The organism is Streptomyces sp. NPDC048442 (assembly GCF_040651475.1).
Lineage (GTDB): Bacteria > Actinomycetota > Actinomycetes > Streptomycetales > Streptomycetaceae > Streptomyces.
Window position 1 is genome coordinate 1 of sequence record NZ_JBEZKB010000028.1, and the last position, 14,003, is coordinate 14,003.

Annotated in this window: 8 protein-coding genes and 2 pseudogenes; 4 read left to right on the top strand and 6 right to left on the bottom strand. The window is 66.0% G+C overall.

Translation table 11 applies throughout. From position 1 onward, the window contains the following. Window positions 1-193: 193 nt before the first annotated feature. Window positions 194-604 (top strand): hypothetical protein, encoded by a 411-nt coding sequence (locus AB0D18_RS32260; RefSeq protein ID WP_362426633.1) that lies wholly within the window; start codon window positions 194-196, stop codon window positions 602-604. A gap of 173 nt (window positions 605-777) precedes the next feature. Here AB0D18_RS32260 and AB0D18_RS32265 read toward each other — a convergent pair whose 3' ends face one another. From AB0D18_RS32265 to AB0D18_RS32280, 4 genes and pseudogenes are all read right to left on the bottom strand, one after another. Further along, complete coding sequence (locus AB0D18_RS32265; protein WP_362426636.1) at window positions 778-1,215, bottom strand: hypothetical protein; 438 nt, start codon at window positions 1,213-1,215, stop codon at window positions 778-780. Between the two features lie 529 nt (window positions 1,216-1,744). Next, a pseudogene (locus tag AB0D18_RS32270) lies at window positions 1,745-2,586 on the bottom strand (IS5 family transposase). 96 nt (window positions 2,587-2,682) lie between these two features. Continuing rightward, the gene (locus AB0D18_RS32275; RefSeq protein ID WP_362426639.1) at window positions 2,683-4,035 is read right to left on the bottom strand and encodes an MFS transporter; all 1,353 of its coding nucleotides are present in this window, start codon (window positions 4,033-4,035) and stop codon (window positions 2,683-2,685) included. Between the two features lie 1,149 nt (window positions 4,036-5,184). Next, the gene (locus tag AB0D18_RS32280) at window positions 5,185-8,451 is read right to left on the bottom strand and encodes an RHS repeat-associated core domain-containing protein (RefSeq protein ID WP_362426642.1); all 3,267 of its coding nucleotides are present in this window, start codon (window positions 8,449-8,451) and stop codon (window positions 5,185-5,187) included. Window positions 8,452-9,208: 757 nt separating this feature from the next. Between AB0D18_RS32280 and AB0D18_RS32285 the strand changes: the two are divergent. Both AB0D18_RS32285 and AB0D18_RS32290 read left to right on the top strand, forming a co-directional pair. Beyond that, window positions 9,209-10,012 (top strand): annotated as a pseudogene (locus AB0D18_RS32285) (IS5 family transposase). A gap of 167 nt (window positions 10,013-10,179) precedes the next feature. Then, window positions 10,180-10,617 carry a hypothetical protein gene (locus AB0D18_RS32290; RefSeq protein WP_362426644.1) on the top strand — a complete coding sequence of 146 codons (438 nt, stop codon included), beginning with the start codon at window positions 10,180-10,182 and terminating at the stop codon, window positions 10,615-10,617. 531 nt (window positions 10,618-11,148) lie between these two features. Here the strand turns inward: AB0D18_RS32290 and AB0D18_RS32295 are convergent. Beyond that, window positions 11,149-11,904, bottom strand: a complete 756-nt coding sequence (locus AB0D18_RS32295; protein ID WP_362426647.1) for an SOS response-associated peptidase — start codon at window positions 11,902-11,904, stop codon at window positions 11,149-11,151. A gap of 718 nt (window positions 11,905-12,622) precedes the next feature. Beyond that, window positions 12,623-13,279 (bottom strand): hypothetical protein, encoded by a 657-nt coding sequence (locus tag AB0D18_RS32300; RefSeq protein ID WP_362426649.1) that lies wholly within the window; start codon window positions 13,277-13,279, stop codon window positions 12,623-12,625. A 334-nt stretch (window positions 13,280-13,613) separates the two neighbouring features. Here AB0D18_RS32300 and AB0D18_RS32305 point away from each other — a divergent pair, with 334 nt between their 5' ends. After that, the gene (locus AB0D18_RS32305) at window positions 13,614-13,928 is read left to right on the top strand and encodes a polymorphic toxin type 17 domain-containing protein (protein WP_362426651.1); all 315 of its coding nucleotides are present in this window, start codon (window positions 13,614-13,616) and stop codon (window positions 13,926-13,928) included. Window positions 13,929-14,003 lie beyond the last annotated feature (75 nt).

Genomic DNA, 14,003 nt, shown 5'->3' on the forward strand with positions numbered 1-14,003 from the left:
CGTCGGTGAGTTCATGTCGTCGCACCATACGAAGCCACTTCCCACCCGACCGAAAGATCCACCCAGCTCACCAAGAGCCGTCAGAAACGCCCTAGCGGTGTCCGTGGGCTGCTGATTGACTTCTTCCGACGGAAGACGGGCGTCCCCCGGTCGTCCGGGCATCGCCCAGGTTCGTCCGAGGAGAGGAAGAGCCATGCGCAAGTTCTTGATGGTGCTGGTTGTGGCCTTGATGGCGGCCACCGGTTTCGCCGCACCGGCGCAAGCCGCCCCCGTGGACAGGCCCTTCGGCATGGCCTACGGCAACAGCACCGCCTCCGGAAAGATTCACTTCACCGACGGGTACACCGCCGGCGTGTCCGGCGTCCTCCACGCCGCGAGCTCGCCCCGCCAGCTCTGCGCCCAGGGGATGAACGGCAACACGTCGTCGGGCCGCCCCCTTTGCAGCGCGTGGATCAACGAAGGGGAGAACGCGACCCTCAGCGGATCGGTGCGGATCCCGGTCGCGGGCGGCGTCCAGCAGGTCATCATCACGATGTACGGGGCATACCACGACATGCTTGTCTGGGTGGTCTGTACCCGCGACGTCTGTACGCGGAGAAGCTGAGCCGGCCACTCCGACCGTGGTCAGCCCTACCGGGTGGCGGGCCCCGGGCATCACGCCCGCGACACCGCCCGCCCCATCAGCCTGCTCCTGACAGCGTGATCAACGACTTTACCGGGGCCCTTGGTCAGGAACTGGCGCGGTGGCTATCGCTCCGTTGCCAGTCCCCGACCAACTCAGCAGGTGAAACTGACCTTGCCGCCCGTTTGAGCGAATGCGGGTTTGACCCTGATCTCTGGGGTGGCAAGGCTGTTGCCCCAGGTGACTTTGATCTGCCGACGCGGGGATTGGTAGTCCATGGCGGGAACCGGGGCCCAGACAGCTTGGCCTTGCTCGTTAAATCCCTTGACTTCGGCGAGCATGATGGTGTTGGCCTCCAGGAGCAGGTCATAGAACTTCATGTAGCCGGGGTGTCCCGCGACCGAGGTGTTTGCTTTCCCGTACTGCCAGTCAAAGCCGGCAAGCCCATGGGCGCTTCCTTCACAGGATGCCTTTCCCGCCGTGGCGGCTGCCGGCGCTGTCCGGATGTGGTGCGCTGCGGCTGGCAGGGTGGTGACAACCACCAGCAGTGCGGTGGCCGCGCTCATCATTGCGATGGTCCTGTAGCGATGCATGTCATGTCCTCACTCACGCATGGTGGTCCATGCCGGGGCTTCGAAAACCTGGAGATCCTCGGCAGCGACGGGAGAGGGCCGCCGGAGTTCACCGTCGCAGCGCCCGCTCTCACGACGGTCACCTGCTGGTCACTCCCCCCGGCCGCGCAACCCAAGCCACTACTTGCGCCGAGGCGTCCCTGGACTCCTGCATCCCCGACACCCCGGGATGGGCCGCGGCCTACGTCGTTCTCGCCCAGGCCGAGGCCCCCGGCCAGCCCGCCGACGCTGCCCAGCGCGCGCTCCAGGCCCTCAACCGTGTTCCTGCCGCCCGGCTGCGCTCCACCGCCCGCGCACGCCTCACCCGCCTCGGCCACACCCTCACCTCCACCGACGCCGCAGCATCACCGACCTCGACGACCGGCTGCGCGCCCTCCCGCCGCCCATCGACAGCCTTGGCGCCGCCACCGCCTGACAGGCCCCGGGCTGTGGCCAGGAACAGGACCCTGGCGGCCTCGGCACCTGCCAAGTAAGAGGTCGCGCAGGTAGGTCAGGGTCGTCGGCCGGGGCGGGCATACCACCGGCAGGCCGTCCAGGTCCGGCGGAGCAGCCTGCGGATCACGATGACCGTGCTGGCCAACGCTACCCACGCATCCTGCACCGCCGCGCGGCGGTCGGTCACGATCGCTCATGCCTTGAACCCCCGTTGTGCCAGGAGTTGGTTCGCTCGATCACCCACCGGTGGGTGTGGTTGATCGGCACGAACTGCCCCTTCGGGGTGATCCGCCCAGCGCAGCCCAGCTCTTCCAGCAGCGCCCGGGTGGGCTGTGAGTCGTAGCCGGTGTCCAGGTGCACCGTGATCGCCGGTGGCAGACGGAACCCGAACAGGCGCAGGGTCTCCAGGGTGGGGCGCAGTAGCGGCGAGTCGTGGCGGTTCGCACCGGCCAGGACCCACCCCAGCGGCAGGCCTCCACCGTCTACCAGTACCGAGCGCTTCAGGCCGCTTTTGCCTCGGTCCACCGGGCTGCGCCCGGTGTTGTGGCCTCCGCCAGGGGCTTTCACGATGCAGCCGTCCACCTCGAGGTTCTCGAGGTCCAGGCTGATGGCCTCGTCGTAAGCCTCCAGGGCCAGCTGGTGCAGCTGCTCGAAGACTCCGCCGGCGATCCACTCATCCCGCCGGGCCCGCATGGTGGTTGCCGAGCAGGTGTGGTCGGCGTGTTGTTGGTAGGTGCCTCCCAGTACGAGGCGGGCCAAGAGCTTGTCGAACACGATCCGGTCGGGGATGCGAGGACGGTGGCAGCCCAGCGGATGAGCGGCCGCCTCCCGCTTGGGCAGGAGGGATTGGAACTGGTCCGACAACGGGTCGGTGATGGATGAGGGCAGGACGGGCACGTGACCTTCGCTCGGCCGTGGAGGACATTGACCAGCAAGCCCCGCCGGGGTGTGCCGCCTTGGCAGTCAAGGCGGCACACCCCGGCAGGGCGAAGGTCACCCGCCCTGTTCCTGCAGGACCGCTGCGGGAACATGTACGGGCATGCGCCAGGCCACGACCGCACCGGTCACCAGCCCCACGGCAGCCAGCAGGGTGGCGACCAGGAACGGATCGAAGGAGTGCAGGGCCGGAGCGAACCCGATCCCGACGCAGACTGCTACCCCGGTCGCACCGCCCAGTTGGTCAGCCGCGCGCTGGACGCCCGAGGCGATCCCGGCGTCGTTTTCGGTGACGCCGCTGACTGCGACGTACTGCAGCCCCACGATGCCGAACCCCATTCCGGCCGCGATCAGGAGCATGGCTGGGATCATCGCCACCCCGCCTGCCTGCAGGACCGAGACGAGCGCGATCGCGGCCATCGCTGCCGCGGTGAACCCGATGCCGGCAAGCACGCACGCACGTGCTCCCCAGCGGCTCAGCAGACGAGGCACGAGCATGGAGAACACGATCAGCGAGACCGCCAAGGGCAGCATCGTCAGGCCCGCATCGAGCGGGCCGATGCCCAACCGGTCCTGCAGATAGAAGGTGAAGAGCAGGAACGAGGTCGACAACGCCCCACTCAGCAGCATCGTGGTCAGGTTGGCCGCCACACGCGTGCGGTTGGCGAAGAAGCGCAGCGGCAGCAGCGGGTTGCCCGAACGTGCCTCGACACGTACGAACCCCACCCCGGCGGCCACCGCCCCGGCCAGCACCCCTGCCACCACCCACGCGGGCGTTGCGGGTTCGCCAGCCTGGACCACGCCGAAGGTGAACAGCAGCGGGCAAGCGGTCAGCAGCAGCACGCCGGGAAGGCCCAGCGCCGGGGAGTCCTTGGCCACCGGCCAGTCGCCCTCGACGAGGAAGACGGCTGCCAGCAGCACGATCAGGATGAACGGGACCGAGATCAGGAAGATCCACCGCCACCCCAGGTGGGCGGTGATGAATCCGGACAGGACGAACCCGAGCACGAGACCGCAGCTGGCCACCGCGGCCCACACGCTCAGGGCCCGCGACCGACGCGGGCCTTCGGGGAACATCAGGACGATGGTGGCCATCGCGGCAGGCAGCGCGATGGCCTCACCGGCGCCCTGCAGCAGGCGCGCGACCACCAGCAGGGAAAACGTGGGGGCCATGCCTGCCAGCAGGGACGCGGCGCCGAACAGGCCGGTGCCGAGCAGCAGCACGCACCGCCGCCCGAGCAGGTCGCCCAACCGGCCACCGAGCATCAGCATCCCGCCACCGGTAACCGTGTACCCGACCACGACCCAGGTCAGAGCGTGCCCGTCGACGTCGAAGTCAGCGCCGATCGAGGGCAGAGCGATGTTGACCACGGTCACGTCGACCGCGATGAAGAACTGCAGCATGGACATCGCGCACAGCACCAGCCATGCGCGTGCAGAGGACGGGCTGTGCCCGCGTGAAGAAAGGATGCCTGAAAGCATCAGGTGCTCCGTTGCTCAGAGAAAGCTCCGAGCAGCACAACGTGCCGCTCCGGTCTGATCACGAAGCGGCTGGACGTCCAGGAGAAATGTGTGAGTCGAACGCCCCGCCGCTAGCGGGACGTCCTGGTCACTGCGGCACAAGCGACCGCGCAAGAAGAAGCAGACATGTTGTGAACGCTACCAAGGAGAGGGCCCCGGGGCAGGCAGCAGCCGGTGTCTCACGCCCACATTCGTGAATCCGTTCGCCAGGGTTCGCAGGGCACGGTGAGCTCGTCATCGCGGAGCACCTATCCGCGCGATCTCTAAGCGAAATCGCCAACCAGGAAACACATCCATTCCACCACTACTGATCAACGACATATACCAACGGTCGATGAAACTGCATAGCGCTCAACCAGCCTGAGCACATGGAGCCAGAGCAAGAAAACCCCCAGGCCAGACGGCCAACAAGCCCCACATGCTGCGCAGATACAGTGAGTTGACCACCAGACAGCCGCTCAGCCAACCTGCGCAACCCCAGGTCAGGAACGCGACTGCTGCTCAGTTCTACTGACCGGAGACACCGTGCTGGACGAGCTCGGCATGGAGTGGACCGCAGGTACCACCCGGCTGAAGTAGAACGTGAGGTGATCCCGCCCACGGATCATGCAGGGTCGCAACAAGGGGCCGGTACCGCCGGTACGAGACCGCGGCACCTGGCTAGCCGTGCACGAACTACCCCGCAGGTTTCGGTATGTGCCGTCGCGGTAGTCAGCTCGTCCGCTGGTGATCTGCGGTCGGACCTGCCACGACCGGTGGCCGCCCCCTTCGGGGCGGCCACCGGCATGTTCTGTTCGATTGGGTCATCGACAGATGGCAGTACGCCGCGTCTCATATGCGGCAACGGCCTGCAGTCGAGCGATCAAGCTCTGTTCCGCCCTACCAACCAAATGATCAAAGCCACACCGACGAGGGTCAGACCAGCGGTGATAAGGACGGAGGCGGCAGAGAAGTCGCTTACAGCCGCTACGGCAAACGAGCAACCGATCAGCACGATAAACAACCCGACTGCTGTCGCTTGCTTACGCTTGGCCGACATCACTCAAACGCCTCCTCATATTTGGTAATGGCAACGCCTGCCGAGGTGAGGGTCGCACCGCCGGCTGCTATGGGTGCCGCACAGCCAACAATCGTCGTGCACGCAGGGGCAGTTGACACCGTGACGATTCCTGCGGCTACACCAGCGACAACCGCTCCGGTCGCCTCCAGGAAGGCACCCAGCTTGAACAACCCGGTGGGGTCGATGCGGTTGACGGGGTCGCCTTCGGCGTAGAGGTAGGGGTTCTTTTCCTGGCCGGAGGGGTCGGTGCTGGTGAAGCGGCCGATGCGGGGGTCGTAGTAGCGGGCGCCGTAGTGGTAAAGGCCGGTGGGGTCCTGGTAGCCGCCGGCGAACCGGTAGGGCTGGGGGACCTTTTCGGTGAAGGTGCCGTCGACACCGCGCGGGCTGTAGCGGTACTCGTTGACTTTCGCGCCAGTCTCGTCCGCGAGCGCGAGGACGGAGCCGAGTGCGTCGGTGAGGTAGTAGTACGCCTTGCCGCCGGTCGTCATGGAGTTCAGGGTGCCCGAGGGTTCCCGGCTGAATCCCATGTCGCCGCTCGGGTCGGTCTTCGCGGACAGGCCGAGCGGGCCGTTGTGCATGGTGGTGTCGCCGTAGAAGAGGCGCTCGGACTGGTCGGTGGAGCCGTAGAGGCCGGTGTAGGTCTTGCCGCCTACGGTGACCGAGTTCTGCTGGGAGTGATCCGACCAGATGCCGCCCGTGCGGGCGCGGTCCACGCTGACGTTTCCGGCGGTCTCGTTGCCCGCCTTGTCGTGGGACCAGCCCTCGGTGGAGCCGGCGCGGGAGGTGATCTGGGAGGCGTCGTTGTAGGTGTAGGCGGTGCCGGCGACGGGGCAGCCCTTTGCGGAGCCCTGGGAGGTGAGGTTGCCTGCCGGGTCGTAGCAGTACTGGTAGGACGCGGCCAGGGTGGTGCCCTTCATTTCCGTGGCGTAGGAGAAGCGGCCCGCGCTGTCGTACTCGTAGGTGCGCTTGAGGCCGAAGATCCCGTCGGTGGTGGTGCGGATCTTCGTGCCGTCCTTGGTCGCCGTGCCGGAGACGTAGGCGTAGGTGTACGCCGTGTTGGTCAGCGTCCCCTTGGGGGAGGTTGCCTTGATCAGAGTGGGGCGGCCGGACTTGTCCGGCGTGACTTCCTGGACGGTGCCGCCGGGGTAGGTGGTCTTGGTGCGCTTGTCGTTGGCGTTGTAGTCGTAGGACGTGACTCTGCCTGCCGGGTCCTTGAGCGTCTTGAGGCGGTTGGCGTCGTCGTAGGTGTAGTCGGTCAGGCCGGCGGGGTCGGTGTAGGTGTCGACGTTGCCGGCGGGGGTGTAGGTCAGCACGGCCTGGGAGCCGTCCTGGAGGGTGCGGACCGTTTCGCGGGAGAGCGGGTCGAACTGGTACGTGATGAGTCCGCCGTCGTCGGTGCGCTGGGAGAGGTTGCCGTCGCCGTCGTAGACGTAGGTGACGGTGGTGGAGGTGGAGGAGACTTCTCGGATGCGGTCGCGGTTGTCGTAGGTGTAGACCGCCTTGATGCCGCGTCCGTCGGTGGACGTCTCGACGCGGCCCACCGCGTCGTAGGTGTAGGTGGTCTTGCCGAGCGGGGCGGGCGGGGTGACCTCCTTGAGGTTGCCCTCGGCGTCGTACTGGAAATTTGTCACCTTGCCGCGGGCGTCGGTCACCGTGCACCGCTGGCCCTCGAAACCGCCGCAGGTCGCCGTGGCCTTGTTGTACGTGTACTTCTCCGTGCCGCCGCCCGCGCCGGCGACCGCCACCGATTCGGTGTTGCCTGCCGTGTCGTAGGTGAAGGTGGTCTTCTCGCCGTCGGGGGTTTCCTGGTTGCCGGGGACGTCGATGCCCGACTTCGTCGCCCAGCCCGCGACCGTGGCGGTGGCCCCGGTGGGGAGCTTGGCGGAGGTGGGGTTGTTGCGGGCGTCCCACCCGTAGGCCGTCTCGTTGCCGGGCGTGGTTCCCACGCCCATCGCGTCGGTGGCCGTCTTGACGTTGTGGTTCGCGTCGTAGGACGTCGAGCGGGAGTGGCCGAGCGGGTCGATGGTCTTGGTGACGCCGCCGTCGGTGTTGAGCTCGTAGGTGGTGGTGTGGGCTTCAGGGTCGGTGACCTTCGTCTTGTTCGTCTCGTAGGTGTACGTGTAGGTGGGGCCGGTGGGGCTGGTGTCCTTGAAGTCGGTGGCCCGCAGCATGGAGGTGACGCGGTTCTGGGCGTCGTAGGTGAAGACCGTGACGCGCCCCTGCGGGGTGGTGATCTTCGTCAGGCGGCGGGAGGAGTCGTAGTCGAAGACGGTGGCCCTGCCGTCGGTGTCGGTGGTCTTGGCGAGGTCACCGGCGGGGTTGAGGTCGAAGAGTGCGGTGCGGCCGGTGTGATCCTTGGCCTGCCACTGCGAGGCGTCCGTCTTCACCAGGTCGATGGAGCGGCCCGAGCGGGTCTCGGTCAGCTTGAAGCCCTTGTGCTCCGTGCCCTCGTCGTGCTGCGTGACCGTGATCGTGCCGTTGTTGCGGTCGGTGACCTTGGTGAGGGTGCCGCCCGCGTTGTAGGTGTCCTTGGCACCGGACTTGCGGTCGGTCAGGGTGTAGGTGCCGTCCCCGTTGGCTTTCAGGTCCTTCGAGTACCCGGCCGGAGTCGCGAACGTCCCGTCCGCCTTCTTCGTGAACCGGACCGAGGCGCCCGTCGCGTCGTAGTGGACGAACTCCGTATCCGTGATCTGCGCGTACCGCTCGTATCCCTGCCACCATCGCTGCGAGACCTTGCCCCACGGGGCGTCCATCGAGTTGTACGTCCGGGTCAGCTGCAGGGACTGGCCGACGCCCGGGACGTCGAAGTCGGTGCCCGCGAGCATCAGGTTGCCGGTCGAGTAGTTGACCCTGGCGACCAGGGAGTCGGTTATCCGGAAGTCCGAGATCCTGTGCCACGGCACCGCCCCCTGGCCCTTGGGCACCTCCGCCGCCAGCGGTGCGGCAGGGGCCGCGAGGCGGGCCTTCTGCGAGGTACGCGCACGCTGCTTCTGCGCCGCCCGCCAGTCGGCACGCGCCTTCGACGGGGCGGCCTCCTTCACCGGTGCGACCGGCTTCGTCGAGCCCGTCTTCACCGGCGGGACGGGCAGCTTCGCCGTGCCCTTGCCCCACACCGAGGAGGATGGCACCGGTGGCGGCTTCACCGGATCGGCCGTCGCGGCCGGCAGTACACCGGCCCCCAGCGCCAGTACTCCCAGAGCGACGATCAGCGTGCGTCTCGCCCGTACATGGGCATGCTTCTGCATCAACTTCCCCCCACGGAAAGTCAGTTACCGGCGACCCCACTGGTCACCGGAGACGCACACGCTCACACACTTCCCCCACAGCACGGGCCCTCTTCCCCCGAAAAATCGAGCACATGCGCGCGGAAATAAGCCCCTCCGCTTCAGAAGGGAATACAGTAAAATCTCCCGAAGGAACCAGCCCTTCCGCCACGTAGTGCGAGAGGCGCCCAAATCAAGTCTGGCTGATTTCAAACGCCTGCTTCACCATGATCGTTTGCTTCAGGAAACTGCAGGCTCGTTCTCTTGCCGACCCCCACGCCACCGCCCAGCGATTCTGCCGCTCCGAATGAGAGCCAGATCAGAAGAGGCGGACACACCCCAACCCTCTGCAGCTCACAGGCCAGCGAGCCACGCACACGCACTCATAGCAATTTGCTGACGAGCACAGGTGGAGGCGAGCATGCGGGAGATGCTCAGGCGGGCGCTGAGAGCACCGTGAAGCTGGGGCTGTGGGTCGCGAACGTACGCAAGCGAGCCGACAAGCTCAGCAACGAACGGTGGACCGAGCTCGACACGTTGGGGATGCGGTGGGCCGCAGGGACGGCGACCAGGAAGAGCACGTCATGAGCCCGGATGCGCCGACCGTGTTCCGGGAGCGGGCCCGCAGACGAAGCAGGCACACGCGTCATAAAAGACAGCACACGCGTCCGCCCGCACACCCTGCACAGGAACTCTTAGACGGTGTCCTATGTGGTAAAGCTGGGTAGAGCTGTCCAACATGGGTCAGGGGACGTGGAGTTGGATTGTTCCGGACGGGCTGTGGGAGATAGTGAGACCTCTCATTCCGCCTTCGAGGTGGCGGCACGCAGGACACGCCTGATGAGACGTTGTTCGCGGCGATCGTGTATGTGCTGGTCAGTGGGTGTTCGTGGCGGGCCCTGCCGCCGTGTTTCGGGGTGTCGAAGTCGACGGTGCATCGTCGGTTCATGATCTGGTCGAGAGCCGGTGTCTGGGGCCGCCTCCACGAAGAGGTGGTGCACCGCCTCGACGACGCCGGCCTCGTCGATGTCTCGCGCGTCGTTCTGGACTCCGCGCACGTGCGGGCTAAAAAGGGGGCGAGCACACAGGTCCGAGTCCCGTGGACCGGGGTAAGCCGGGTTCCACGATGCACGTCCTGTCGGACGCGAACGGACTGCCCCTGGTCGTCGGCCTCTCCGCCGCGAACGTCCACGACAGCCTCGCACTGAAGCCCATGGTTGAGGGCCACCAAACGAGACACGACCCCTGCCGCGGCCGCTACTTCAAACCAACCCGGCTGCACGCGGACAAGGCGTGCGATGTCCCCCATCTGCGGAAATGGTTATGGGGCAAGCACATCGGCGTCCGCATCGCACGCAGAGGCGTCGAGTCCAGCGAACGGTTGGGACGCCGCAGGTGGGTGATCGAGCGGACCATGTCGTGGCTGACCGGCTACCGCCGGCTCAGCCCACGCTACGAGCGCCAACCCCCGAACTACCTGGCCTTTCCCGGGCTCGCCGCAGCAATCTGTTGCTACAAACGCCTCGTCCGACTGACCACATAGGACACTGTCTAAGGAGCCACCTACCCTGTGCGCAGGCCCATGTCCGTACGCGGGCGGCACCTGTGGAAACACCGCACCGCCCCACCTATCCCCCGAGGACCGAGCCGTCGCCCACGCGGCCCGCGCCTCCCCCGGACCCGCCGCAGAAGAAGACAACCACACCGGGGATGCGTACCCGGATCGCGGACCGGCGCGGCCACAACTGGCCCCTGGAGTCCCGCCCGTGGAGCCCGAACAGCGCGGCCAAACGCGTCGTGGAAGCGCTGCATGCCTGGGGGCACCGCTTCGACACTGACACGGTCGGCGCGGTCGTCAAGCTGCTGGTGACGGCCGCCGTGGACGACGGCGGGGACCACCTGAGCGTGCACCTCACCGACCACCAGGACCACGCCCTGGTCCTCGTCCTCGTCCTCGTCCTCGTCCTCAGCAGCGTCCCCCACACCGAACGCCCCGACGACCGCGCTCTGTTGAGCGCGATCGCCCGGCAAGGCGGGATCGACTGCGGGACCGAGAGCGCACAGGACGGCCGGCGCCGCTGGGCCCTCCTCGACCTCGCACCCCCACTCCCCCGGAGCCTGCCCGAGCGCTGCCCCGCACCCGTATAGACGCGGTACGCCGAGCTTCCAGCTGCTGACTGAAGTAACCATCCGGATTCAGCAGCTGGGAAGCCGCCTGCGCGAGGAACGCCCCTTCATCGCCCAGTCGTGCGTGGAGGTTTCCCGCGTTCCAGTACAGGCCGCGGGTGGCGCGCAGGCTCCCCACGGGCTGCTCCCCCACCCGCATACGGATCTGCCAGGTCTGGACACCCTCCGCGGCAGGGTCCAGGAGCCCGTGCCCGCGACGGAACTCAAGCGACAGCGCCGCATAGTCGGCCGGTGACGGGGTGGAGAACATGGCGCCCTTTCTCGCACGGCTGGCGGAGCTCCACCGTAGCGGCGCCGCAAGCGTCCCGACCGTTCACCACAAAGCGGCTCGGAAGCCGGTGAGGGCAGGCCGGCGTCCGCGGCAACAGCCGGTCAGGACGGCGCTGTCATCATCACCCGGATCCGCCCGCCCGCCGCACACGCCTGACGCCCTGATGAATCACTAGGCTCGCCCCATACCAACGGCCCGGGGCGGGGCGGCAGCAGGACAGCTCAGGGCGTGGTGTCACCCGGCCGGTTGAGGAGCTGGGGCCCGTTGTTGCGGACGTTGTTCACGGCCGTGGAGACCTGGCGGGTGTCGAGGCGGCCGCCTGCGGGCCGGCTCAGGAGCGCGCGCAGGTCCTCGGCGTCCTGGTGGTGGGGGTCGAGCCAGGTGTCGTAGTGCTCGGGGGCGAGGGCGAGGGGCATGCGAGGGTGGACGCGGCCGGCTTCGTCGGTGGCCTCGGTGGTGATGATCGTGCAGGTCATCAACCAGGCGTCGGGGTCCTCCTCTGCCGTGGTGTCGGGGTTGCGCCAGAACTCGTACAGGCCGGCCAGGGCCATGATCTGGCCGTCGTCGGGGCGGATGAAGTAGGGCTGTTTGCGGGTCTTGCCGGTCGTCTCGTCGGTGACGGCGTCCCACTCGTAGAAGCCGTCGGCGGGCAGCAGGCAGCGGCGCTTCGCGAAGGCGCGCCGGTAGGCGGGTTTCTCGTGCACGGTCTCGACGCGGGCATTGATCATCCGGGCGCCGGTCTTCGGATCCTTCGCCCAGGACGGCACCAGTCCCCACCGCAGCGCCCGCAGTTCACGCCGCACCGTGCCGTCTGCGTCCCCGTCGTCGCGGACCGGCCGCTCCAGGACGGCGTACACGGGGTCGGTGGGGGCGACATTCCAGCTGGGAGCGAGGGTCTCCTCGGGGCGCCAGTCGGTCACGCCGAACAGGCCGGTGAGGTCTTCCGGGGTTCGAATGGAGGCATAACGGCCGCACATACCCGCCACTGTCCCACCGATTGCAGGAATCTGAACTCATGCATCGCGCGGGACGGGGTGGCAGCGCCGGGGACTTGGTCGTCCGCCGCCGGCCAACGGCCGGGGCCGGGCGCAGGACCGTGTCGTACGTGCGTGGTACTCATGTCCCGCGCCCGGGCCGTGGGGCGAGCGCGGGGACGTCCTGACGATGCCGCTGCAGAAGGCGTTGGCCGAGATGCTGGTCGCGGACGAATCACGCACCGGGCACGAGCGGGCCAAGTTCAGGCACTGGATCGACGCAGACAAGAACGGCTGCCACGGCTGATCCGTGGGAGCCGAACCAACTGCTTTTGCCGAGTTCGTGGTGGGTGGGGCGGCTGCATACCTCGCTCCGCCTCACTCGGCACTGGCCCTGGACACACATCATCACCGATGCCCTGGCACGGCTCCATGTCCTGCCGAACCCCGACTGACCAGCAGCGTTCCCCGCCCCAGCGAGCCTGAAAACCCATCGGGCCCGTGGAATCCGGCGCCCACCCGACACGACAGCCGGGTCCTCGCGATGCCCATCATCAGCTGAACAGGTCGAAACGGCCCACCAGTTGAACTGATGGGCCGACACGAATGATCGACGCTAATGAGTGGAGACTTCGAACACCTCCCTCAACGGCACGGGTGCCTCGTGCGTTGCGGCCAGCCGCGCCGTCACCTCATCAGTGGCGACCCTGAAAGAGCTCACTCATTGGGAATTCAGAATAATTCGATGCTGAATGTTCGCGCGGCACACAAAAACCCTTAGTTCCCCGTGCCTCCCTAGGACAGCTTTCGTGGGAGCATATGCATTTTCAAACTCTTCCTCCGACAACCCCCTATCCTCCAGAGGGTGCCAACGTTCACCCTCACCATCCCACTCGCTACTGTCTGCCTTGAGCAGCAGCGCCATGGCATCTCCGCAGTCGAGACATTCAATGGATTGGAAGTCGGTCAGATGCCAACTTGCCCAGCCTCCAATTTTCCATCCAGACGAAATTGAAAGCTCACACTCATATTCCTCAACACCGGCCTCGCGTAGGCGATCCTCTACCGAATCCCTGATCTCAACCGGAAGTTCCGAAAGGTTCGGATATTCAATAATTTGCTCAGGAGATACAGTGCATGGCTCGACTAGGTACTCTACTTCGGGTGGGAAATTGGGATTTAGGGGTGGTAATTTGAAGTCTTTAAGGGACTTCCAGGAAACCCATTCCAGAACTACGTTTGGACCTACGAACTCTAGATCATTCGGGTACTCGAAGAAATGATCTTTCGGGCACCAGAAAACTTGTAGCGTATCCATTTTCTGCGGATACGGGATCTCGGGGAAATCAGTTCTGAGGAATTGACCAACGACGATCATGGGAATCCGCTCTCGTTCGCCTCCTGAGCTCACAGAGTGCTGGTCGCATGCTGGCCATGAGCTCTCCGGGGGGCGAGCCACCGTCCCTCCTATGTGGCTGGCCTGGGCCGAAGGGGAGCCTTGGCGAGGATGTAGTCGAACAGCGTTCCGCTGCCATTCAGTGAGCTCCGGAACCAGTTGGTCAATGATGACCGAAGGCGCGGCAGTAGTGTGGCTCACTTGTCTCCTTTGTACTTAAAGCCTGGGGGCCTGAACTTCAGCCTGCGAGGCTCAGGCCCCCAGATCGATTTGTCGCTTGCCTAAGGATTGTCCCGTAACCGATCTCCAAGTGGGTATGGGTGAGGTCGCCCGTTGGCCTGTTCGCTCGTCTACCCGGCGAGGGCGAAATTGTGGAGGTGGGCGATGCCGTTCATGGCGTGGTGGATCCCCCAAAAACACTTCGGTTAATTCTGGACTCTTGCGCGGGCCAAGCAAGGGTTACATTGACCGCTTCGGCAATGAATGGACAAGGGGTCCATCCAGGACCGAGGGGCAGGCTTTCGAGTGGGATGTCCAGTTGAGTAAGACAGGTAAGGCGAAAGTGGGATGGCTGAGTAGGGATGCGAGACATCTCAACGTTTCACTGGACGGTGAGATAACTCATCGGTAGATCAGCATCGGAATTAAGAGAGGAGTATCAGAGGTGGACGATCGATACGGCTTTAATTCGAAAGTTCGGATCCTG

Bases quoted from the DNA above. Each gene is read 5' to 3' on its own strand.
- AB0D18_RS32260 (WP_362426633.1), top strand. From the start codon at position 194: ATGCGCAAGTTCTTGATGGTGCTGGTTGTGGCCTTGATGGCGGCCACC.
- AB0D18_RS32265 (WP_362426636.1), bottom strand. From the start codon at position 1,215: ATGCATCGCTACAGGACCATCGCAATGATGAGCGCGGCCACCGCACTG.
- AB0D18_RS32275 (WP_362426639.1), bottom strand. From the start codon at position 4,035: ATGTCCATGCTGCAGTTCTTCATCGCGGTCGACGTGACCGTGGTCAAC.
- AB0D18_RS32280 (WP_362426642.1), bottom strand. From the start codon at position 8,451: ATGCAGAAGCATGCCCATGTACGGGCGAGACGCACGCTGATCGTCGCT.
- AB0D18_RS32290 (WP_362426644.1), top strand. From the start codon at position 10,180: ATGCGTACCCGGATCGCGGACCGGCGCGGCCACAACTGGCCCCTGGAG.
- AB0D18_RS32295 (WP_362426647.1), bottom strand. From the start codon at position 11,904: ATGTGCGGCCGTTATGCCTCCATTCGAACCCCGGAAGACCTCACCGGC.
- AB0D18_RS32300 (WP_362426649.1), bottom strand. From the start codon at position 13,279: ATGATCGTCGTTGGTCAATTCCTCAGAACTGATTTCCCCGAGATCCCG.
- AB0D18_RS32305 (WP_362426651.1), top strand. From the start codon at position 13,614: ATGGGTGAGGTCGCCCGTTGGCCTGTTCGCTCGTCTACCCGGCGAGGG.